The 21,974-nt window shown below is 67.6% G+C and carries 20 protein-coding genes, 1 tRNA gene and 1 riboswitch; of the genes, 13 read left to right on the top strand and 8 right to left on the bottom strand.

What is annotated here, in order from left to right; translation table 11 throughout:
* Window positions 1–10: 10 nt before the first annotated feature.
* The 7 genes from rpoD (at window position 11) to AC6EUL_RS00990 (ending at window position 7,766) form a co-directional block, all read left to right on the top strand.
* A complete protein-coding gene (rpoD, locus tag AC6EUL_RS01020) occupies window positions 11–2,005 on the top strand; it encodes an RNA polymerase sigma factor RpoD (protein WP_499868333.1) in 1,995 nt (664 codons plus the stop codon).
* 238 nt (window positions 2,006–2,243) lie between these two features.
* Window positions 2,244–3,491, top strand: a complete 1,248-nt coding sequence (locus tag AC6EUL_RS01015) for an adenylate/guanylate cyclase domain-containing protein (protein WP_056218825.1) — start codon at window positions 2,244–2,246, stop codon at window positions 3,489–3,491.
* 45 nt (window positions 3,492–3,536) lie between these two features.
* A riboswitch (TPP riboswitch) is annotated at window positions 3,537–3,665 on the top strand.
* Window positions 3,666–3,742: 77 nt separating this feature from the next.
* A complete protein-coding gene (gene thiO / locus AC6EUL_RS01010) occupies window positions 3,743–4,948 on the top strand; it encodes a glycine oxidase ThiO (RefSeq protein ID WP_499868611.1) in 1,206 nt (401 codons plus the stop codon).
* Entirely contained in the window at window positions 4,945–5,157 is a 213-nt protein-coding gene (gene thiS / locus AC6EUL_RS01005; RefSeq protein ID WP_056218832.1) for a sulfur carrier protein ThiS, read from the top strand. The genes thiO and thiS overlap by 4 nt, the downstream gene beginning before the upstream one ends.
* Window positions 5,158–5,191: 34 nt before the next feature.
* Window positions 5,192–5,977, top strand: coding sequence for a thiazole synthase (locus AC6EUL_RS01000; RefSeq protein WP_499868330.1), 786 nt, complete (start codon window positions 5,192–5,194; stop codon window positions 5,975–5,977).
* A 40-nt stretch (window positions 5,978–6,017) separates the two neighbouring features.
* Complete coding sequence (locus AC6EUL_RS00995) at window positions 6,018–6,674, top strand: thiamine phosphate synthase (RefSeq protein ID WP_499868328.1); 657 nt, start codon at window positions 6,018–6,020, stop codon at window positions 6,672–6,674.
* Between the two features lie 18 nt (window positions 6,675–6,692).
* Complete coding sequence (locus AC6EUL_RS00990; RefSeq protein ID WP_499868327.1) at window positions 6,693–7,766, top strand: NAD(P)H-dependent flavin oxidoreductase; 1,074 nt, start codon at window positions 6,693–6,695, stop codon at window positions 7,764–7,766.
* Here the strand turns inward: AC6EUL_RS00990 and AC6EUL_RS00985 are convergent, their stop codons facing one another.
* The 6 genes from AC6EUL_RS00985 to map all read right to left on the bottom strand — a co-directional run bounded on the left by AC6EUL_RS00985 (window position 7,767) and on the right by map (window position 13,585).
* A complete protein-coding gene (locus AC6EUL_RS00985) occupies window positions 7,767–8,519 on the bottom strand; it encodes a proteasome-type protease (protein WP_056218845.1) in 753 nt (250 codons plus the stop codon).
* Between the two features lie 31 nt (window positions 8,520–8,550).
* Window positions 8,551–9,378: a transglutaminase family protein gene (locus tag AC6EUL_RS00980; protein WP_499868325.1), complete on the bottom strand. Its 828-nt coding sequence runs from the start codon at window positions 9,376–9,378 to the stop codon at window positions 8,551–8,553.
* 37 nt (window positions 9,379–9,415) lie between these two features.
* Window positions 9,416–10,360, bottom strand: coding sequence for an alpha-E domain-containing protein (locus AC6EUL_RS00975; RefSeq protein ID WP_056218850.1), 945 nt, complete (start codon window positions 10,358–10,360; stop codon window positions 9,416–9,418).
* A 128-nt stretch (window positions 10,361–10,488) separates the two neighbouring features.
* A complete protein-coding gene (locus tag AC6EUL_RS00970) occupies window positions 10,489–11,928 on the bottom strand; it encodes a circularly permuted type 2 ATP-grasp protein (RefSeq protein WP_056218853.1) in 1,440 nt (479 codons plus the stop codon).
* A gap of 102 nt (window positions 11,929–12,030) precedes the next feature.
* The gene (gene radC / locus AC6EUL_RS00965) at window positions 12,031–12,744 is read right to left on the bottom strand and encodes a RadC family protein (RefSeq protein WP_056218856.1); all 714 of its coding nucleotides are present in this window, start codon (window positions 12,742–12,744) and stop codon (window positions 12,031–12,033) included.
* 10 nt (window positions 12,745–12,754) lie between these two features.
* Window positions 12,755–13,585, bottom strand: coding sequence for a type I methionyl aminopeptidase (gene map, locus AC6EUL_RS00960; RefSeq protein WP_056218859.1), 831 nt, complete (start codon window positions 13,583–13,585; stop codon window positions 12,755–12,757).
* A 213-nt stretch (window positions 13,586–13,798) separates the two neighbouring features.
* On the opposite strand from map, the gene AC6EUL_RS00955 reads away from it, so the two are divergent.
* The 3 genes from AC6EUL_RS00955 to AC6EUL_RS00945 all read left to right on the top strand — a co-directional run bounded on the left by AC6EUL_RS00955 (window position 13,799) and on the right by AC6EUL_RS00945 (window position 15,378).
* A complete protein-coding gene (locus AC6EUL_RS00955) occupies window positions 13,799–14,053 on the top strand; it encodes a zinc-finger domain-containing protein (protein WP_055956304.1) in 255 nt (84 codons plus the stop codon).
* 17 nt (window positions 14,054–14,070) lie between these two features.
* Window positions 14,071–15,255 carry an FAD-dependent monooxygenase gene (locus AC6EUL_RS00950; RefSeq protein ID WP_499868322.1) on the top strand — a complete coding sequence of 395 codons (1,185 nt, stop codon included), beginning with the start codon at window positions 14,071–14,073 and terminating at the stop codon, window positions 15,253–15,255.
* Window positions 15,256–15,292: 37 nt separating this feature from the next.
* Window positions 15,293–15,378 (top strand) — tRNA-Leu (locus tag AC6EUL_RS00945).
* Between the two features lie 44 nt (window positions 15,379–15,422).
* Here the strand turns inward: AC6EUL_RS00945 and AC6EUL_RS00940 are convergent.
* Window positions 15,423–16,292: a DUF4336 domain-containing protein gene (locus AC6EUL_RS00940; protein WP_499868320.1), complete on the bottom strand. Its 870-nt coding sequence runs from the start codon at window positions 16,290–16,292 to the stop codon at window positions 15,423–15,425.
* A gap of 1,360 nt (window positions 16,293–17,652) precedes the next feature.
* Here AC6EUL_RS00940 and AC6EUL_RS00935 point away from each other — a divergent pair.
* Both AC6EUL_RS00935 and AC6EUL_RS00930 read left to right on the top strand, forming a co-directional pair.
* Complete coding sequence (locus AC6EUL_RS00935; RefSeq protein WP_499868318.1) at window positions 17,653–18,090, top strand: globin family protein; 438 nt, start codon at window positions 17,653–17,655, stop codon at window positions 18,088–18,090.
* A gap of 75 nt (window positions 18,091–18,165) precedes the next feature.
* Window positions 18,166–18,804 (top strand): L,D-transpeptidase, encoded by a 639-nt coding sequence (locus AC6EUL_RS00930; RefSeq protein ID WP_499868316.1) that lies wholly within the window; start codon window positions 18,166–18,168, stop codon window positions 18,802–18,804.
* Window positions 18,805–18,836: 32 nt separating this feature from the next.
* Here AC6EUL_RS00930 and AC6EUL_RS00925 read toward each other — a convergent pair whose 3' ends face one another.
* Window positions 18,837–20,087, bottom strand: a complete 1,251-nt coding sequence (locus AC6EUL_RS00925; RefSeq protein WP_499868314.1) for a GGDEF domain-containing protein — start codon at window positions 20,085–20,087, stop codon at window positions 18,837–18,839.
* A 340-nt stretch (window positions 20,088–20,427) separates the two neighbouring features.
* On the opposite strand from AC6EUL_RS00925, the gene AC6EUL_RS00920 reads away from it, so the two are divergent.
* On the top strand, window positions 20,428–21,906 hold the full coding sequence (locus AC6EUL_RS00920) for a SulP family inorganic anion transporter (protein WP_499868312.1): 1,479 nt from the start codon (window positions 20,428–20,430) through the stop codon (window positions 21,904–21,906).
* Window positions 21,907–21,974: the final 68 nt, after the last annotated feature.

The following is a 21,974-nucleotide window of genomic DNA, read 5'->3' as shown; positions in this document are numbered from 1 at the left end:
TAGGCGGACCATGGCGACGAAGGCAACGGAACGGGACGAGACGGATGCTGCTCCGGAGCAACAGACCGACGGGCCGCTCCTCGATCTGACGGATGCCTCCGTCAAGCGGATGGTGAAGCTCGCCAAGAAGCGCGGCTACATCACCTATGAGGAGATCAACGAGGTTCTGCCCGACGGTCAGTCCGACCCCGACCAGATCGAGGACGTGCTGTCGCAGCTCTCGGAGATGGGCATCAACGTCGTCGAGGCGGAGGAGACCGAGGAGACGACGGAGGCCAAGGGCAACGGCGAGGCCGACGACGAGGACGGGGCGGAGGGGACCGAGGTCGCCGAGATCGCCCCCACCAAGCCCGTTGCCCTGCGCGCCGAGACGACCAAGGAGCCCACCGACCGCACGGACGATCCCGTGCGCATGTACTTGCGCGAGATGGGCTCCGTGGAGCTCCTGTCCCGCGAGGGCGAGATCGCCATCGCCAAGCGCATCGAGGCCGGTCGCGAGGCGATGATCGCCGGGCTCTGCGAGAGCCCGCTGACCTTCCAGGCCATCATCATCTGGCGGGACGAACTCGTCGACGGCCGGGTGCTCCTGCGCGAGATCATCGACCTCGAAGCGACCTATGCGGGCCCCGACGCCAAGAACGCGATGCAGATCGCCGACGGCACGGAGGAGAGCGAGGACGCTGAGAGCGACGCGCCGACGCCGCCCGAGGGCGACGACGAGGACGACATGGAGAACAACGTCTCCCTGGCGGCCATGGAGACGGAGATTAAGCCGCGCGTCCTCGAGACGTTCGACAACATCGCCAACAACTACCGTAAGCTGCGCAAGCTGCAGATCGAGCATGCCGAGCTCAAGGCCTCGGGCGGCACCCGCACCGATGCGCAGGAGCGTAAGCAGGAGGAGCTGAAGGACGCCGTCGTCACCGACGTGAAGTCGCTCTCCCTCAATGCCAACCGCATCGAGGCCCTCGTCGAGCAGCTCTACGACATCAACAAGCGCCTCATCTCCCATGAGGGCCGCCTGATGCGCTACGCCGAGAGCCACGGCGTCGCCCGCGACGAGTTCCTGCGCCACTACCAGGGCTGGGAGCTCGACCCGAACTGGATGGAGCGCGTCGGCAGCCTCGGCGGCCGCGGCTGGAAGAACCTCGTTGAGAAGGGCTCGAACGAGGTCGCCCGCCTACGCGAGCAGATCCTGACCCTCGCCTCGGAGACGGGCCTGGAGATCGGCGAGTACCGCAAGATCGTCAACATGGTCCAGAAGGGCGAGCGCGAAGCCCGCCAGGCCAAGAAGGAGATGATCGAGGCCAACCTGCGCCTCGTGATCTCGATCGCCAAGAAGTACACCAACCGCGGCCTGCAGTTCCTGGATCTGATCCAGGAGGGCAACATCGGCCTGATGAAGGCCGTCGACAAGTTCGAGTACCGCCGCGGCTACAAGTTCTCGACCTACGCCACTTGGTGGATCCGTCAGGCGATCACCCGCTCGATCGCCGATCAGGCCCGCACCATTCGCATCCCGGTGCACATGATCGAGACGATCAACAAGATCGTCCGGACCTCGCGCCAGATGCTGCACGAGATCGGTCGCGAGCCGACCCCGGAGGAGTTGGCCGAGAAGCTGGCCATGCCGCTGGAGAAGGTACGCAAGGTTCTCAAGATCGCCAAGGAGCCGATCTCGCTCGAAACCCCGATCGGCGACGAGGAGGACAGCCACCTCGGCGACTTCATCGAGGACAAGAACGTCGTACTGCCCATCGACGCGGCGATCCAATCCAACTTGCGGGAGACCACGACGCGCGTGCTCGCCTCGCTCACGCCCCGCGAGGAGCGGGTGCTGCGCATGCGTTTCGGCATCGGCATGAACACCGACCACACCCTCGAGGAGGTTGGCCAGCAGTTCTCAGTAACCCGCGAGCGCATCCGTCAGATCGAGGCGAAGGCCCTGCGCAAGCTCAAGCACCCGAGCCGCTCGCGCAAGCTGCGCAGCTTCCTCGACAACTGACATCTTCGTTTGCGCTGGCTCGCCCCGGGCAACGAACCCTCCGAATGAGCCGGCTCCTCTCGGGGTCGGCTCTTTCGTTTCGACTTCCCGGCCATCGATGCGCATGAAGCGCGCCGAGCGGCGTCGGCTCCGGCGTCCGGCCCGGTCTGCACTGTTGAAGCGGTGACGCCGGCACGATACGCACGAAACCAGAGCGGTGGCCGTTGCCGGACGCCATCTTCCAACCCACCTTGGCCATATGCTCGATCAAGGCCCGCCCCAGCCTTCCCCCACCGCCGAAGCCGATGGCTCGGAGGCGGCCGACGTCCCCTTCGGAGCCCTCCAGCAATGCGTGGCCCTGCGCGACTGGCTGCTGAGCGAGGGGGCGCGCATGCCGAAAGCGGAAGACCTGCTCTCCGGCCTCGCCGAACGCCTGATCGCGCTGGATGTGCCGGTGGACCGCGCCACTACGGCTATCGACGCCCTGCACTCCGAGTATTCCGGTGTCGGGCGGTTCTGGACCCGCGAGACGGGCTCCACGGTCCGTCTGTTCCCGCACGGGGAAGCGTCGGACAAGGCCTATCGGGCAAGCCCGTTCTTCCGTGTTCACGAAACCGGCGCGTGGCTGATCCTCGATCTCGCCGAGACTCCGGATGAGGCCTTCGCGGTCATTCCGGACCTGAAGGCCGAGGGCTACCGGCACTACATCGTCGCGCCGCTGTTCTTCACCAACGGCACGCGCAACGGCATCTCCTTCGCCACCCGATCCGAAGCGGGGTTCCGCGACGAGGACGTGGCGATTCTCCGCTTCGTCATGCCGACACTGGCGGCGGTCATGGAGATGCGCAGCGTCAACAAGCAACTGGATCACGTCCTGCGGATCTATGTCGGCGACGAGCCGCACAAGGCGATCCTCGGCGGCTCCATCCGTCGCGGTCACGTCCAGCGCATCCGCTCGGCGATCCTGTTTGCCGACATGCGCGATTACACGCGCATCTCCGCCGACATGACGCCGGAAGAGGCGGTCGACCTCCTGAACATCTTCTTCGACTGCCTGGTGCCGGCCATCGAGCGCGAGGGCGGCGAGGTCCTGAAATATCTCGGCGACGGTCTGCTGGCGATTTTTCGCGAGCCCGGAGACGATTTGGGTGGTGCCGCCAAGGGGGCGCTCACCGCCTCGCAGAGCGCCATGGCGGCCCTCGCGGAGGCCAATGCGCTCGGCCGCTTCGCCAATCCCGTGGCCGCCGGCATCGCCCTGCATCACGGCGAGGCCGCCTACGGCAATGTCGGCTCCGGCGCCCGACTGGACTTCACTGTAATTGGACGCGACGTGAACCTGGCGAGCCGCGTCGCCCGGCTGAACCGGACGCTGGGCGAACCGATCCTGATGACGAAGCCCTTCGTCGACTTCCTCTGGGACATGCCGGAGCCTCTCGGCGAACATGCGCTCGATGGGTTCGCCGAACCCATGGGTGTCTATCGGCCGGCGCGCCCGCCCGCTGCCTGAGACCCGCGCGGGGATTGACCCCGATGCGCGGACGGCCCACATCAGGGGTGTTCCAGGGAGATCCCCGGCAAGGGGCTGAGAAACCGATGGCCGTCCGCTCGCGGATGGCGGCGCGGAAATCCTTCGAACCTGACCCGGTTCATACCGGCGTAGGGATTGGACCGCGGGATTCTCCTCGAGCCCGGCACGCTTCACGACGCGAAGCTGCAGCCCCACCAATCTCGACGCCTGTTGCGGAGATTGTGTTGGACGTGACCCCGAACGCCTTCCTCAACCTGCGACGGACGCATGGCGTTGCGCCGCCGGCCGCCGTTGCCCCGGCACGCAGTGACGTGGTCATCGTCGGCGCCGGCCTGATCGGGCTGTCGATCGCTTGGCGCGTGACGCAGGCCGGGCGATCCGTGACCGTGCTGGAGCGCGACACCGTCGGCGCCGGGGCGAGCCTCGCCGCCACCGGTATGCTGGCCCCCGCTGCCGAGCACGAGCCCGGCTCCGACCCGCTGCTGCCCCTGGCCCTGGAGAGCCTGTCGCGCTGGCCTGGTTTCCGCGATGCCCTTCAGGCCGCGGCCGGCCTCGACATCGACTACCGAGAGGAGGGCACCCTGGTGCTGGCCATCGGCCGCGACGAGGTCGAGCGCCTGCGCTTCCGGCACGATCTGCAGAAGCGCTCCGGCCTCGACGCTCGCTGGCTGACCGGTCCCGAGGCCCGGGCCCGCGAGCCGCGCCTGCGCCCCGCCGTCACCGCCGGCCTGTACTGCCCGCACGACCATCAGGTCGATCCGAGCCGGGTAATGGCCGCCCTCGTGCGGGCCTGCCTCGCCGCAGGAGTCGCCATCGTGGAGGGCTGCGCGGTCGAGGCGCTGGATTGGAGTGCCGACCGGGTCACTGGCGTCCGTACGGCCCAGGGCATCAGCCGGGCCGACACCGTCGTGCTCGCCTCCGGCGCCTGGAGTGGGGAGACGGGACTCCTGCCCGATCATCTCGCCCTGCCGGTCCGGCCCCTGCGCGGCCAGTCCCTCGCCCTACGGACCACGGCCCGCACCGGCACCCTCGCCCACATGGTCTGGACCGAGCAGATTCACATGGCGCCGAAGAGCGACGGCCATCTCATCGTCGGCGCGACGGTGGAGGATTGCGGCTTCGTCCCCGGCGTCACGGCCGGCGGCCTCTACGCCCTGCTGGAGGGCGCCCGCCGCGTCCTGCCCGGCATTGAGGAGATGGCAGTGGAGGCGATCTGGAGCGGCTTCCGGCCGACCTCGGACGACGATGCGCCGATCATCGATGCCCTGGCGCCCGGCCTCGTCGTCGCCACCGGTCATCACCGCAATGGCTACCTGCTGGCCCCCGCCACCGCCGATGCGGTCGCGGCCCTGGTCGCCGAGGGAACGCTGCCGGATTACGCCCGGGATTTTGGTCGAGCCCGCTTCGCGTCGGCACCGCAGAGGGTGTTCGCATGAAGCTCACGGTCAACGGAGAGGCCCGCGAGAGCACGGCTGCCGACCTCGACGCCCTGTTCCGGGAGGAGGCCGAGGAGACCGGCATCGAGAGCCCGCAGGGCATCGCCATCGCGCTCAACGGGTCCGTGGTTCGCCGCCGGGACTGGGCGCTCACCGCCCTCAGCGACGGCGACCGCGTCGAGATCGTCCGCGCGATGCAGGGCGGATGATCGAAAGGGGAGACATCATGACAGGAAGGTGGGAATGACCGAGATCGCGAATGACACTGACTCGCTGGTGATTGGCGGTGTGAGCCTGGGCTCGCGTCTTTTCATCGGTACCGCCGGCTACCCCACCCAGAGCATTCTGTTCGATGCGGTGGCGGCCTCCGGCGCCGAGGTGGTCACGGCCTCGATCCGGCGGGTTTCGCTCCAGGGGCACGGCTCGGATACGCTGCGCCGGCTTAAGGGGTACCGCTTCTTGCCCAACACCGCCGGCTGCGAGACGGCGCGCGACGCGATCATGACCGCCGAACTCGCCCGCGAGGCCCTCGACACGAACTGGATCAAGGTCGAGGTCATCGGCGATCGCGAAACGCTGTATCCCGACGTGGCCGAGCTGCTGGAGGCCTGCCGCCACCTCGTCGACGACGGCTTCACCGTGCTGCCCTATTGCAACGACGATCCGGTGGTCTGCCAGCGTCTCGCCGATCTCGGCTGCGCCGCCGTGATGCCCATGGGCTCGCTGATCGGCTCCGGCATGGGTGTGGCCAACCCGGCCAACCTGGAGCTGATTTGTCGGCGCTCGCCGGTGCCGGTGATCGTCGATGCCGGCATTGGCACCGCCTCCGACGCGGTCATCGCCATGGAGCTCGGCGCCGCCGGCTGCCTCCTCAACACCGCGGTCGCCAAAGCCGACGATCCCGTGCGGATGGCTCGTGCCATGCGCAACGCCGTCCAGGCCGGCCGCGACGCGTATCTTGCCGGCCGCATCCCGAAGCGGGGCCGGGCCGAGCCGTCGAGCCCGCAACTCGGTCTCGTGGGCTCGTGAGCTGGGTTGCGTCCGACGCGCCCGCTACCGGCGCACGGCGATGAGCGGCCTGCCCGCGCGGCTGCTGGTGGTGACGGACAGGTCGGCGACCGACGTACCGGAGGTCGCCGCCCGGAACCTCCGCGCCACCCTCGAACGCCTCCTGCGGGCCGGCGCCCGCTGGGTCTGGTTTCGGGAGCGCGACCTGGCGCCGGATGCACGGCGCGCGCTCGCCCGGGATATCGCGCGCCTGGTTCAGGCCGAGGGCGGTTCACTGACCATCGGCGCCGATGTGGCGCTCGCCGCCGAACTCGGGGCCGACGGAGTCCATCTGCCCGGTGGAACCACCGCGGCCGAGATCGCCGAAGCCCGCCGGCGCCTATCCGGCGGTCGCATCGGGGTTTCGGCGCACACACTGGAGGAGATCGCGGTGGCCGCGCGGTCCGGCGCCGACTACGCTACCCTCAGCCCGATCTTTCCGACGCAGAGCAAGCCCGGCTACGGTCCCGCCCTCGGAGCGGCGGCCCTGGAAACCGCCGCCGGGTTCGGCATGCCGGTCATCGCCCTCGGGGGAATCACGGTCGACCGCGTGGACGCATGCCGCGCTGCGGGCGCTGCCGGCGTCGCGGTGATGAGCGCACTGATGCACGGCGCGGACCCGGTGGCCGAGGTGCGCGCCTATCTCGCCCACCTCGGCGCGAAATCCGACGAGCGGTGACAGGCAAGGAGGCAGCGCATGTGGGGAAAGAACCGCTTTCTCGAGCGCGTAAGGGTGCAGCATCCGATCATCCAGGCGCCGATGATCGGACCGAAGCCGGCCCTTGCCGCCAGCGTCACCGCGGCCGGGGGCCTCGGCTCCCTCGCCTGCGCGGCGATGAACCCGGACACGGTACGCAACGAAGCGGCGGCGATTCGGGCGCGGACGGACGCGCCGTTCAACCTGAACTTCTTCTGTCACGTGCCGGACGTGCCGGATGCAGCGCGCGAGTCCGCCTGGCGCAGCCGGCTCGCGCCCTACTATGCGGAACTCGGCCTTGATCCGTCGGCTCCGATCGCGATGGCACAGCGGTCGCCCTTCGACGCTGCGATGCTCGCGGTCGTCGCCGACGTCCGGCCGGCGGTGGTCAGCTTCCATTTCGGCCTGCCGGAAGCGGCGCTCCTCGACCGCGTCCGGGCGCTCGGCTGCATCATTCTCTCGTCCGCAACCACGGTGCGCGAAGCGCGCTGGCTCGCCGAGCGCGGGGTCGATGCAATCATCGCGCAGGGAGCCGAGGCCGGCGGGCATCGCGGCCTGTTCCTCGGCGGCGATCCCGCGACGCAGGTCGGCACGATGGCTCTGGTGCCCCAGGTGGTCGACGCGGTGGACGTGCCCGTCATCGCGGCCGGGGGCATCGCCGATGTCCGCGGGATCGCCGCCGCCTTCATGCTCGGCGCCTCCGCCGTTCAGCTGGGAACGGCCTACCTGCGCTGCACCGAGGCCGGTCTCTCGGGGCCGCACCAGGAGGCCCTGCGCCGTGCCCGCGACGAGGACACCACGATCACCAACGTCCTGACGGGCAAGCCGGCCCGGGGACTCGTGAACCGCGTCATGCGCGAACTCGGGCCCTGGCACGCGGAGGTGCCGGTCTTCCCCACCGCCGCCATCGGGCTCCAGCCCCTGCGGATCGAGGCCGAGCGACGCGGCTCCGGCGACTTCTCGCCCCTCTGGGCCGGGCAGGGGGCGCCCCTTGCCCGCGAAACTGAGGCGGGTCGCCTGACCGTTGAGCTCGCGGAGGGCGCGCTCAGGCTCCTCGGCCGCGCGAGGGCGTGATCACTTCGCCGTGGCCGGGCCGTAGGGCGGCCGGGGGATCGCCCGATGGGCGGCACGCAGCGCCGCCGACCAGCGCTCCCGCAGATCGTGGAAGTAGCTCTCGCCGGCTTCGATCCGGTGGTTTACCTCGAGGTCGAGGGCGTTGCGGCGGGCGACCGCGATGTCGATGGGCAGGCCGACGCCGAGGTTCGAGCGCATCGTCGAATCCATCGAGACGAGGCCGACCTTAAGGGCGTCGTAGAGGTCGGTCTCGTACTTCACCGCCCGGTCCAGGATCGGCTTACCGTACTTGTGTTCCCCGATCTGCAGAAAAGGCGCGTCGCCGCTGCACTCGATGAAGTTGCCGGCCGAGTAGATCAGGTAGAGCTTCATCGGGTCTGAGCCGATCTGTCCGCCGAACAACAGCGAGACCGAGAAGCGCAGGTTGGCCGCCTCGAACCCCGCCTTCTCGATCTCGCGGACCCGCCGAATGGCGCGGCCCACGAGCTGGGCCGCCTGGAACATCGTCGGCGCCTCGACGAGCTTCATCTTCGGCTCGCCGGCATCGCCCTCGACACCTTCGGCCAGAAGGCTGAGGACCGACTGGGTGATCGAGAGATTCCCGGCGGAGGCCAGCATCATCACGCGCTCGCCCGGCACGTTGAAGTGGTGGAGCTTGCGGTAGGTCGAGATGTCGTCGAGCCCGGCATTGGTCCGGGTGTCGGCGATCATCACCAGCCCCTCCTCGACGAGGACACCGACGCAGTAGGTCATGGAGCGGTCTTTCTCGCGCGTCCGTCCGCGATCAGGACTGGACGGAAGCCTGTGCTTGCTCGACGCGAAGCGTCACGTCGAGTGTTTCTGTCCCGCCGCCCATGCGGCTGCCGCGAATCGGAGCCGCCCCGAGATAGTCGAGGGCGACAGCCACGCGGATATGCGCCTCGGTGGTGGCGATACCGTGGGCGGCGTCGAAGCCGATCCAGCCGAGCCCCGGCACCAGCGATTCAGCCCAGGCATGGCCGGAGCCTTGATCCGCATCCCGGTCGGCGTGGTGGTAGTAGCCCGAGACGTAGCGGGTGGGAATCTCGAGGTGGCGGGCCGCCGCGATGAAGAGATGGGTGATGTCCTGGCAGACGCCCTTCTCCTGCACGAAGGCCTGCGCGGCGTTCGTGCTGGCGCTGGCCGGGCCGGGGACGAAGGTGACCCGCTGGTGCACGGCGGCGAGCAGCCGGTGCAGACACGGTAGGGGGGCCGGGTCGCCGGCCGCCGCGATCTCCTGGGCGAAGGTCTGAATGGCGTCGTTGGCCAGGGCGAGATCCGAATCCCGCAGGTAGAACACGTCCGGCAGGCGCTCGATGGTGCCGCGCACGATGCCGTGCATCTCCAGGGTGTCGACCTCTCCGGTGACCCGGATCGACAGGGCCTCGGCCGGCTCGTCCGCCGTGAACCAGTGCACCACGTTGCCGAAGCCATCCTCGCGCTCGCTCACGCGGCCGTCAACGGAGGGCTCGATGCGCCAGCGCCGGACATACTGGCCGTCATGGTCGCGAGGACGCAGACGCAGGACCTGAATCAGCCCGCGGGCGGGCTGCTCATAGGTATAGTTGGTCTCGTGGAAGACGCGGATTCGCATGCGGCGACCTTTGCGCGGCGTCGGGCCGGGGCCGGCCCTATACCAGATATTGCTCGATGACCGCTGCGCCGAGGCGATTGTTCTCGACGATGAACTCCGTCACGAACTCATGCAGGCCGGATGAGAAGATGCGGTTGATGTTCTCGCCTTCCAGGCGTGCCAGGGTATTGCTAGCCAGGCGCTGGCTCGCGCCGCGCCGCCCGTAGGCGTCGGCGATGAGGTCGAGGTGCTCCACCAGCATACCGTAGCAGTTGGTGAATGAGCGCGGCATCTGCCGGTTCAGGATGAGAAGATCGGCCACCAGGAGTGGCTTCACGCTCTCGCGGTAGACCCAGTGATAGGCATTGAAGGCCGAGACCTCGCGCAGGATCGTGGTCCACTGGAAATAATCGAGGCTGCCGCCGATCTTCTCCGTGGCGGGGAGCAGGATGCGGTACTTCACGTCCAGGATGCGGGCGGTGTTGTCCGCCCGTTCGATCGCCGTTCCAAGGCGTGTGAACCAGTAGGCGTCGTTGCGCAGCATCGTGCGGTAGGCCGAACCGTCGAAGGCGAGGGAGACACCCTTCACCCAGTCGAGGAAGCGGGTGAACTCGTCGCGGTTGAGGTCGCGTCCCTCGTAGTTGCGCAGTTCGAGCCAGGCGCCGTTGATGGCGTCCCACATTTCGGTGGTCAGCGCCGTGCGGACGCTGCGGGCATTCTCGCGCGCGGTCTCGATGCAGGAGCGGATCGAGGAAGGATTGTGGGGGCTGAAGGCAAGAAAATCGCAGACGGTCGCTTCCGTGACGCTGGCGTAGAGCGGCTTGAACACGTCCGGATCACCCGCCGAGGCCAGAGCGGAGGCCCACTCGTTGGTCTCGCCGCCGCCGTAGCTTGACGGCAGGGCGGCCAGGCGCAGGGCGGCATCGAGGATGCGGGCGACGAACTCCGCTCGCTCGGCATAGCGCGAGAGCCAGTACAGGTTGTCGGCGGTCCGGGACAGCATGGGGTTCCATCGGGACGTCGGCTGGCGTCGGAAACGCAGGCCGCAGGGCGAAAAGGACTATGCCGGAGCCGGCACGGACTTGGAAAGGCACCCGGGACGGAAGGCCCCGCCGGATGCCGCGCGATGGCTCAGGCGTCGAGGACCCAGGTGTCCTTGGTGCCGCCGCCCTGGCTTGAGTTCACGACGAGCGACCCTTCCTTCAGCGCGACCCGGGTGAGGCCCCCGGGGACGATGCGGATTTCGTCCGAGCCGCACAGCACGAAGGGGCGCAGATCCACGTGCCGGGGTGCGACCCCGGATGCGACGAAAGTCGGGCAGGTGGAGAGGGCCAAGGTCGGCTGGGCGATGAAGCCGTCCGGCGCATGCTTCAGCTTGCGTCCGAACTCCTCGATCTCGCGCTTGGTGGCGTGTGGGCCGACCAGCATGCCGTAGCCGCCGGAGCCGTTGACCTCCTTCACCACAAGCTCGCTGAGATTGTCCATCACATAGGCAAAAGCCTCTTTCTCGCGGCAGCGGTAGGTCGGCACGTTGTGCAGGATCGGCTCCTCGCCGGTGAAGAACTTCACGATCTCCGGCATGTAGCTGTAGACCGCCTTGTCGTCGGCGATGCCGGTGCCGACGGCGTTGGCTAGGGTCACGGTCCCGCGCTCGTAGGCGTTCATGATGCCGGGGACTCCGAGCACCGAGTCCGGGCGGAAGACCAGTGGATCGAGGAAATCGTCGTCGAGACGGCGGTACAGCACGTCGACCCGGCGGGGGCCCTCGGTCGTCCGCATGTAGACGACGTCGTCCTTGGTGAAGAGGTCGGAGGCCTCGACGAGGTCGACGCCGAGCTTGTCGGCCAGGAACGAGTGCTCGTAGAAGGCCGAGTTGTAACGACCCGGCGTCAGCAGCGCGACGGTGGGGTCGCGGGTCGCCGTGGACGGCGCGAGGCTGCGCAGGGTCGCCAGCAGTGCGTCGGGATAGTTCTCTACCGGCGCGACGCGGTGGCGGGAGAACAGCTCCGGGAACAGCCGCAGCATGACCTCGCGGTTCTCGAGCATGTAGGAGACGCCGGACGGGGTCCGGGCATTGTCCTCCAGCACGAAAAAGTCGTTCTCCCCGGTGCGGACGATGTCGATGCCGGCGATGTGAACGTAAAGGTCGTGCGGCACCCGGAAAGCGCGCATTTCCATGCGGTAATGCGGGTTGCGGTAGACGAGGTCGGCCGGGATCACGCCGGCCTTGATGCATTCCTGCGCCCCGTAGATGTCCTTCAGGAAGGCGTTGATGGCGGTGACGCGCTGCTTGAGGCCCCGCTCCAAGAAACCCCATTCGGGCTTCGTGATGACCCGCGGGATGATGTCGAAGGGGATCAGCCGTTCGGTGGACTCGTTCGCGCCGTAGACCGCGAAGGTGATGCCGATGCGCCGGAACAGCATCTCGGCCTGGCTGCGGCGGGTGTTGAAATGCTCGGGCGGCGTGGTGTCGAGCCAGTGCTTCAGGCTATCGTAGGCTTCGCGCACGGCGGGGTTGCTCAGCGCCCCATCGGGCAGCCCGGTCATCTCGTCGAATGCAGCGAGCGCCATTCGCGTCTCCCCCTTGAACACCGTTCTTGTCTAGGCAAGAGGCGCGCCAGCGACCTGGGATCGGAGTCCGCGCCCACCGCCCTTGCGTGTAGGGTAGCACGTTCAGATCAACTTCAAGCCCTTGAAGCTGGCGTGACCCTCCCGACCCAGGATGATGTGATCGTGGATCAGGATGCCGAGGGGGTCCAGCACCCCGATGAGCTCGCGGGTCATCCGGATGTCGGCGGCCGAGGGAGTGGGGTCGCCCGAGGGATGGTTATGAGCCAGGATGATGGCGGTGGCCGAGAGCTCGAGGGCACGGCGCGCCACCTCGCGCGGATAGACTGGCGTGTGGTCGACGGTTCCCCGCCCCTGGACCTCGTCGGCGATCAGGTGGTTGCGCCGGTCGAGGAACAGCACGCGGAACTGCTCGCGCGCCGCGAAAGCCATGGTGGCGCGGCAATATTCCAGCACGGCGCTCCACGACGAGAGCAGAGGGCGGTCGGCGATCGCCCCGCGCGCCAGCCGATGCCCTGCCGCTTCGATGAGCTTCAGGTCGGCGATGACTCCGGGGCCGATGCCTTCAATTTCAGCAAGTCGCGCCGGCTCAGCGCTCACCACCTCGGCAAAGCTGCCGAAGCGTCGGATCAGGGCCTTGGCCAGGGGCTTCACGTCCCGGCGGGGAATGGCCCGGAACAGGGCGAGTTCGAGAAGCTCGTAATCCGGAAGGGCCTCAGCCCCACCCTGGGCGAACCGGGCGCGCAGGCGGTCGCGATGGCCGAGGTAATGCGGCTCGCCGTCCGACGGGTCGGGCGCGGACGGCGGCCGGGTGGTCATGAGCCCGAAATCAACCGGCGGTCGGCGCGGGCTGGTGCAGACCCTTGGGCGAGAGGGTGAAGATTTCCGCCCCCGTCTCCGTCACCGCCACGGTGTGCTCGAACTGCGCCGAGAGCGAGCGGTCGCGGGTGACCGCGGTCCAGCCGTCGGAGAGAACCTTCACCGCTGGCCGGCCGAGATTGATCATGGGCTCGACCGTGAAGAACTGGCCGGGCTGGAACTTCACGTCGTAGCTCGGCTCGACGTAGTGCAGGATGGTTGGGGCATCGTGGTAGGTGCGCCCGAGGCCGTGGCCGCAGAAATCCCGCACGACGGAGCAGCGCTCCGCCTCGGCATAGGACTGGATCGCCCGGCCGATATCCGTGGTGGAGCCCCCCGGCTTGATCGCCGCGATGCCGCGCATCAGGCACTCGTGGGTGATCTCGCACAGGCGCTGGGCCTTGCGCGGCACCTCTCCGACATAGGCCATCCGACTCGAGTCGCCGTGCCATCCGTCGACGATGAGGCAGATGTCGAGGTTGACGATGTCGCCCTCGCGCAGGGGCTTGTCGTTCGGGATGCCGTGGCAGACCACGTGGTTGATCGAGGTGCAGATCGATTTCGGATAGCCGCGGTAGAGCAGCGAGGCCGGATAGGCGCCGTGGTCCATAGCGAAGGTGTAGGCGAGCTTGTCGAGATGGTCCGTCGTGATGCCGGGAGCGGTGGCCTCCATCAGCAGATCCAGGGCTTCCGCGGTCAGACGGCCGGCCTTGCGCATGCCCTCGAAGGCCTCCGGTCCATGAATCGGCGGCTGGGGCGCGCGGCGTCCGCTCTCGGACACGGCCTGTTCGTTCTGGGTCATGGGGACGTTTCGCGGAGGGGAACCGGGGCGGGGCCTGCCCCTATGTACGGTGACGCGCGCGCGAGGCCAACCCTTCGCGCGCTGCGCACTAGGATTGCGCCGAGGGAGAGGCTAGAGACGGGTCCCGGCAGACCCCGACAACACGGATGCCCGCACGAGCACGATCCTTCCTCGAGGACGAGGCTTCGGCGGGCCGGCAGGCAGGACGAGGCGATGGCTGACAAGGCGGTCCCGCATTTCCACAACGAGCCCGGCGTGGCGGTCATTCACGTCGGCTCCAAGGAGTTCATGTGCATCGGGGCCAAGCCCCCCTTCGATCATCCGCACATCTTCCTCGACATGGGCACGGACGACGAGACCATTTGCCAGTACTGCTCGACGCTGTTCCGCTACCGGCCGACCCTGGCCGCTGGCAACGCCGATCCGGCGATCTGCGTCTGGGACGACCGGACCTCGGCCGCCGCCTGATCAGGCGAGGCGGCTCCGTGCCGGCCCTGAACATCGCTATCGTCGGCGCGGGCATCGGCGGCCTGACGGCTGCGCTCACCCTCGATTCCGCCGGCCATGCCGTCACCCTCATCGAGCGCCGCACCGGATTCAGCGAAGTCGGGGCCGGGATCCAGCTCTCGCCGAATGCCAGCCGAGTGTTGATCGGCCTCGGCCTCGGCGCCGCCCTGCGACGCGCGGCGAGCGAGCCGCCGGCAGTGGTGGTGCGGGCCCTGACGAGTGGGACGGTCATAGGCGGCGTCGCTCTAGGAGCCCATCTGCGCGAGCGCTTCGGCGCGCCCTACTACGTCATCCACCGGGCCGACCTGCAGACCCTGCTCCTCGACGCTGTGCGCGGCCGGCCGGGTATCCGCCTCCTGATGGGACGGGACGTGACCGGTCTGGCGGAGAGACCGGACGGTGTCGACCTGACCCTGGAAAGCGGCACGGGCACGCGGACCGAGCGGTTTTCCGCCGACCTCGTCATCGGGGCCGACGGTGTACGCTCCCGCCTGCGCGGCCACCTCGACGGCAAGAACCTGAGGTCCGGGCGTGCCGCGGCGTGGCGGGCCATCGTTCCGCGGGAAGCCCTGCCACCCGAACTTTCGGGCGAGGCCACGGGCCTGTGGCTTGGGCCGGCGCGCCACGTGGTGCATTACCCGATCCGGGGTGGCCAGCACGTCAACGTCGTCGCCGTGATTCCGGAGCGGAAGGACAGCGAGGGCTGGGGCCAACTCGGTGAGCCGGCCGTGCTGCGCGCCCGCTTTCGCGACGCGGCGCCGCCCCTCGCGGCCCTCCTGGCCGTACCGGATTCCTGGCTGGTCTGGTCGCTGGAGGATCGGGGTGCCGCCCGTCCGATGGCACGCGGACGGCTGGCCCTGATCGGGGATGCCGCCCATCCGATCCTGCCCTTTCTCGCACAGGGGGCCGCCCTCGCCATCGAGGATGCGGCGATCCTCGCCAGGGAACTGGGCGCGGACGGCGCCGATCTCGGTGCCGCCCTGGCCCGCTACAATGCGGTGCGGCGTGCGCGGGTGCGCCGCGTTCGCCGGGCCGCCCGTGCCAATGGCCGGACCTATCATGCGGGGGCTCTCGTCGGCACGATCCGTAATGTCGTGATGGGCCGCCTCGGGCCGGACGGAATGAACCGTCGCTACGCCTGGCTCTACGGCTGGACGCCTTGATCTGCGGAGGCCGCCCCGCTACCGCTGATGCCGGCATGCGGACGTGGCGAAACCGGTAGACGCACGAGACTTAAAATCTTGCGGCCTTTGGCTGTGCGGGTTCGAGTCCCGCCGTCCGCACCAACTCACGCGATCCTGTCTCTGCACTCATCGGCTTGCAGCGACGATCAGCGCCGCGACCGACGGAGATAGACGAAAAGCCCCACGACACCCGCGAGGGCCACGCCCGCGAGTGCCGTCGAACGCAGGGGCGCTCGGGTGGACATCTCGCCGTCCGCAGACAGTCGAGCCAAGGCGCGGTCTTCGTCGAGGATCCAGGCGAGCGAGCGCCGGAGTGCATCGGCGGCATCGCGGTTGAACCATTGGCCGTGCGCGAAGATCACCCGGTCCGGATGAAAGCCGACGAGACGCTGCGCGGCGCGGACCGTGTCCCGATGGTTCAGGCGCAGAAGGACTCGCAGGTAGAGCGGTGCCTTGCCATCCGGGGCGACGATGCCGAGCAGACGGGCCAGGGGGCGCGCGAAGACCGGCAGAAGGTCGCCCTCGAGGTTGATGATGAGATCCGTCAGCAGGAGGGTCCGGCTTGGGCGATGGAATAGACAGATTTCCTGGAACACGGGTCCGGCGACGAGGACCTGATCGATCTCGTTCGCCCAGACGCGTGGCGGCTGGTCTCCCAATTCCGCATCGATCGCGAGGCCAGATCGGCGCACCTGGCTCCGGTCTTCGAGCCCCGGCACCGCCCAGGTGATCGCGTTGGGGCAAGCGGTTTGCCAGTCCTTCAGGAACATCCAATGCCCGACACTCGGCGCTACAAGGTGCCCGATACGCCCGAGTCCCTCCACGGCACATTGAAGGCCCGGGTGGTGCGGAACGGGCGAGTGGAGCAACAGCTCACCGCCGGCCAGTCGCAGCACCGTCATCCGCAAAGGGAGTGGAATGCCGCCCGCACGAATCGGTGCGGCATCGACGATCCAGACGCCGTCCGCCACCTCCTTCGGTTGGTTCAGGGGCGGATAGCTGAGGTCATGCGCCAAGGTCCTGCACTCCACATCGACGTACACTCGGGGGAACGCTTCGGCAGAACCCGGAGGTCCATCTGTCATGCGCGACCATGACCATCCCTCGCGCCGGGCGCCGCCCGAAATCGTCGGGTACCACGCCCGCCCAGGTCGGTTCCGAAGGAAAGGGCGCATCTTCGCTTGCCGAGGCGTCATGCGTGTCGATGGGTTGAATCCGCGGGATGGTTTCCCGCCTTCGGCCGGCTTCTGCGATGAACCTCACACGCCCGGCGCTGCGCCCTCGGCTACGCCGGGACGCTAGCTCGGTCGTGATCGCCCGCCCCCTTCATAGTGCGGCGAGAGGACGGCGATCAGCGCTTCCAGAGCGTGTATCAGCCGATCGGGAAGGTCTCCGTCCATTTGAAGCGGAAACGAGAGCGCCAAGGCGCGGTCGACCCCGACTCGAAAGGGCGTCCGATTGCAATTGTCGGGGCGAGGAAAGCAAAGATAGAGGTATTCGAAATCCATCCTAACAGTCGGCTACGGCACCGTTCGCTGACGGATAGTCTATCTACCTGCGAATAGTGACAACGCGACTCGGCACAGACGGTTGCGCCGGCGTCCCTGGTGACGTTGGAAGGAGGCCGTCCGGTTCGCCCGGCCGGCCTTCGAGAGGGGCCTGACTACCAGCCGCCACGGCCGTAGGGACGGTCGCAGTCCGGACGATCCCCGTATCCGGCGCGGCGATAGCCGTATCCGCCGAATTCCTCACCATAGGTTCGGACCACGGTACGCGATCTGCGATAGACCGGGGCCTCGTCGTACCCGTAGTGGCGAACCAGCGGTGCCGGGCGGTCGCGCACGATGAGAGCCTCGTCGTCTTCGGCATAGCGGGGTTCGGGAGGGCCGTAACCGTAGCCGTAGGCAGGAGCCTAGTGAGCTTCCGAGGCGGCGGTTCCCAGGAGAGCGCCCGCCGCGAGCCCCCCCGATCACGCCGGCCAAGATGGCGCCGCCCTGGCCCCGGGCCTGCGCCTCTGGCGTTCCGAACGTGCCCATCGCCAAGAGCGCAACGGCTGTGAAAGCTGCCAACGTCTTCATCGCCCATCCCCTGCTTTGTCGAGGAGGCCGGCATCGTGCGCGGTCTCGGTGGCCCAACCGGTGTTGTCCCGGCTGTTCAGGTGGAGATTGCCAAAGCGGCGCTGCACCCAGGCTTAAGCACGTTGGCGGCATCCGTTCAGTTTCATCGGAGAAACGTCCGTCGCGGGGAATGCCCCTTCGCGAATCGATCCTATCACAGGTTAGGACAGGGTTCTCTCTTGTGGGATGTCGCTGCCGGGGCAAGAACGTCATACGCGGCGTTCGCGCCGCAATCCCTTCCTCCCGCGTAGAGCTCCGCATGACCCCGGAACAAGTTGTTCTCGTCCAGGACAGTTTCGCCAAAGTTCGGCCGATCGCCGGCGCTGCGGCAGACCTTTTCTATGGACGCCTGTTCGAGATCGCTCCGCAGGTTCGGCCGATGTTTCCGGATGACATGCGCGAGCAGAAGAAAAAACTGATGGCGATGCTGGGGCTTGCGGTCACCAACCTGCATAAGCCCGAGATGGTGGTGCCGGCGCTGCAGACGTTGGGCCGACAGCACGTCTCGTTCGGAACCCAGGCCGCGCATTATGAACCGGTGGGCGCCGCCCTGCTCTGGGCGCTGGAGCAGGGCCTGGGTCCGGATTTTACCCCCGCGGTCCGGGTGGCCTGGGTGGAAACCTATGCGCTCGTGGCAAATGTGATGAAGGCGGCGGCTGCCGAGGTTCGTCGACCGGAATCGACCGCCGACGCCTGATCCGCGCTGCGCTGGAACCAACGCGCGCGGCAAGCGTAAGCGTTTCAGATTCGTTTTGTGTTTTCGAGTATTCCGATGCGTTCCCGTCTGACGTCACTGGTCTCCGGTTTCGCCCTGGCGACGTTCTTGACCTGTCCCGCCTGGGCAGAGGTCCTGATCGCCGTCGACAAGGATGCGCAACGCATGACTGTGACGGTCGATGGCCAGACCCGCTACGACTGGCCCGTCTCCACGGGCGCGGACGGCTACGACACTCCCGGCGGAGCTCATCGGCCGTTCCGAATGGAGCGCACGCACTTCTCACGGGAGTTCGACGACGCTCCGATGCCGAACGCAATCTTCTTCACCGGGCAGGGCCACGCGATCCACGGGACCAGTCACACCCGTCGCCTCGGCAGCGCGGCCTCCCACGGCTGTGTCCGGCTCGCCCCGAAGAATGCCGCGACCCTGTTCAGCCTCGTCAAGGCTGAGGGCATGGGCAAGACCCGGGTGGTCATCGAGGGCAGTTCCGTGATGGCGTCGCGGCGCCGCCGCGGCGACGAAGATGGGGTGATGTCCGCGGGGATGCAGATGGGGCGCGAGTCTTACGGAACTTATCGGCCGGCTGCCGTCGTGCGATCGGTACCGCGCCGGGGCCCCGTCTACGACGTCCGAGATCCGGCCGGCGACGGGGACGCCTATGTCCTAGGTGACGGTTTCGAGCAGGCGGACTGACTGCGGCGCGGTTTTCCGCCGACATAGGGATGTCAGCCGAACGCGCTGGTTCGAACTCCATCGGAATTGGCCGATGTGGGTACCAGGATCGCGCATTCGACTCGGTTTCGGCCGCCGCGTTTGGCCCGGTAGAGGGCATCGTCCGCGGCTTTGAGGAGATCGGCGGCTGCGATGTCGAGGGATCCCAGGCTTCCATGGGCCGTGGCAACGCCGATGCTGACCGTGACGCAGCCCCCTTCGGGTAGACCCGGATGGGAATAGGTCAGGTCCTGGACCGCCAGGCGCAGGCTCTCTCCGATCTCCGCGGCCTCCGAAGGGGCTGCTCCCGGAAGGAAGGCGACGAACTCTTCGCCGCCGTAGCGCGCCACCTGTGCGCCATGGCGGAAAGCCGCCGCCGCGAGCGACTGGGCGACGCGTCTCAGGCAACGATCACCCTCGGGATGACCGGCGGTATCGTTCAGGCGCTTGAACGCGTCGATATCGATCAGCATCAGCGTGGCCCAGGTGCTGTCCGCGCAGGCGTCGACCCATCCGGCCTGTAACTGCGCATTGGCACTGCGTCGATTGCCAAGCCCGGTCAGGGTATCGGTCTCCGACAGAATCGTCAGGCGCGCATTCGCGGCGGCGAGGTCCACGTCGCGCGCCGATTTCTCCAGCGTGAGGAGAAAGGCTTCCTTGCAGGTCCACTCGCGCGAATAGGCGAGCTTGATGGGTACGAGGGTGAGGCTTCCGATCAAGAGGGGCAATCCGGTTCCCCGGCTGCGCGGGAGAACAAATCCGACGGCGTAGGCCGCGTAGAGGCAGAAGGCGCATCCGCAGAGGACGAGGCTGTGCCGGAAGGAGAGCGGAGCGATCATGCCGACCACCATCGGGACGATCACGGCGAGGATCAGGTAGGTGTCCGCATGGGTCTGCGGCGCAATCCTGGCGCTGTTCAGGACGATCGCCATGTCCAGCAGCGCAATGCCGGTGACGATTCCCGCTTGGCGCTTGGCACTGGTGATCCCGTGCAGCGCCACGATCGCCATCAGTCCGGCAGGCATGAACACGCCCAAGGTCAGGAAAGCGGGCACCGCGAACTGTTCAGGGCCGAACAGGTCGAAATCCATCTTCAGCGACAGAACATTGAATACGATGAAAATTAGGAGCCAAGATTGGATGTAGGTCGCCCGCGACCAGCGCGTCGTCTCGGCAAACTGTGCTTCGAGGTCTTCCGGTAGGCGCAGACGATACCAGGGCCTGCGGCGCGCAGCCTCGATCAGGCTAGGATTCGATTCGGGCATGAGGCTCGTTTACCGACGTTCCATAGATCTTACACGCGTTTTGCTTGCATGCGCGTGAACGACACTCGATCGCCGCTTGGAGGGCCGGTCTCCCGCAGGGCTGTTGCCGGTCCCGTTGCATCGCCGCATAATCCTGTTAAGACCCAGCGCATGCTGAAGGATCGAGCCAGATTGTACGCACGGCCCACGCCGCCGTAGCTCCGCTCTCCTCAGCGCCTGCCTCCCGTCTCAGGCTCCATCTCGGCCGTCCCGCGACGCATGTCCGGCGGCCCATGTCGCATTCCCTGTCTCGATTCCCAGCCGCCGACCGCGCGCGGGAACGATTGGATGGTTCGTTTCCATGACCCTGACCAACCTGCGGAGCCAGTGGGCTCCCAATATCACGCGTGAAATCCTGGCCGGCACCGTGGTCGCCCTGGCTCTGATCCCGGAGGCGATCGCCTTCTCGCTCATCGCCGGGGTGGATCCGAAGGTCGGCCTCTATGCGTCGTTCTGCATCGCGGTGATCACCGCCTTCGCAGGAGGGCGGCCGGCGATGATCTCTGCCGCGACCGGGGCCATGGCCCTGGTCATGGTGTCGCTGGTGAAGGAACATGGCCTCGGTTACCTCTTCGCCGCGACGCTCCTGACCGGCCTGCTGCAGATCGCGGCCGGCCTTCTGCGCCTGGGAAATCTCATGCGCTTCGTCTCGCGCTCCGTGGTGACCGGCTTCGTCAATGCGCTGGCGATCCTGATCTTCCTGGCGCAGATGCCCGAGTTGATGGGGCAGGGGACCACCGTCTACCTGATGACGGCAATCGGTCTCGGCCTGATCTACGGGTTGCCCTACCTGACCAAGGCGGTCCCGTCGCCGCTCATCACAATCCTCGTCCTGACGGCGTTCTCGATGGCCATGGGCCTGCCGATCCACAAGGTCGGCGACATGGGCGACCTGCCCACCGAGTTGCCGGTCTTCGCCCTGCCGGAGGTCCCGTTCACCTGGGAGACCCTGAGGATCATCCTGCCCTACGCGCTGACGCTGACCATGGTCGGGCTGTTGGAGAGCCTGATGACGGCGGCGATCCTCGATGAAATGACGGATACGGGCTCCAACAAGAACCGCGAATGTGCCGGGCAGGGGGTTGCCAATATTGGCGCCGGCCTGTTCGGTGGAATGGCGGGCTGCGCCATGATCGGACAATCGGTGATCAACGTCTCGTCCGGCGGCCGGGGCCGGCTCTCCACACTCTGGGCCGGGGTATTCCTGCTCTTCCTCATCGTCGTGCTTGGCCCCTACGTGGCGCAGATTCCCATGGCGGCCTTGGTGGCGGTGATGATCATGGTGTCGATTAACACCTTCCAATGGGGTTCCCTGCGGACCCTGCTTACGCATCCAAAGAGTTCGAGCGTCGTCATGGTCGGGACCGTCGCCGTGGTCGTGGCGACGCACGACCTCGCCAAGGGCGTCCTGTTCGGGGTGGTGCTGAGCGGCCTGTTCTTCGCCCACAAGGTCACGCGGTACTTCTCCGTGGCCTCCGAGCGGACCGACACGGTGCGGACCTACCGGGTGACCGGCCAAATCTTCTTCGCCACGGCGGAAGCCTTTCACGGCGCCTTCGAGTTTCGCGAAGCCGGGCTGACGGGGATCGTCCTCGACCTTACGGCGGCCCATTTCTGGGACATCAGCGGGGTCAATGCCCTCGACCGCGTGGTGCTGAAGTATCGCCACCACGGCGTGGCGGTGGAGATCGTCGGCATGAACGCCGCCACGGCCACGATGGTCGAGCGCCTGGGTACCCACCACAAGCCCGGCGCAACCCTCGCGGCTGGCAGTCATTAACGAACGGCCTGGCCCGCAACCTGCAGGAGGTGCTGGCCAGGCCGCCGCCCGGATGCCATTGACGGCGC

It is taken from the genome of Methylobacterium sp. 001424705, from assembly GCF_059816145.1.
This window is presented reverse-complemented; position numbering and strand designations above follow the sequence as displayed.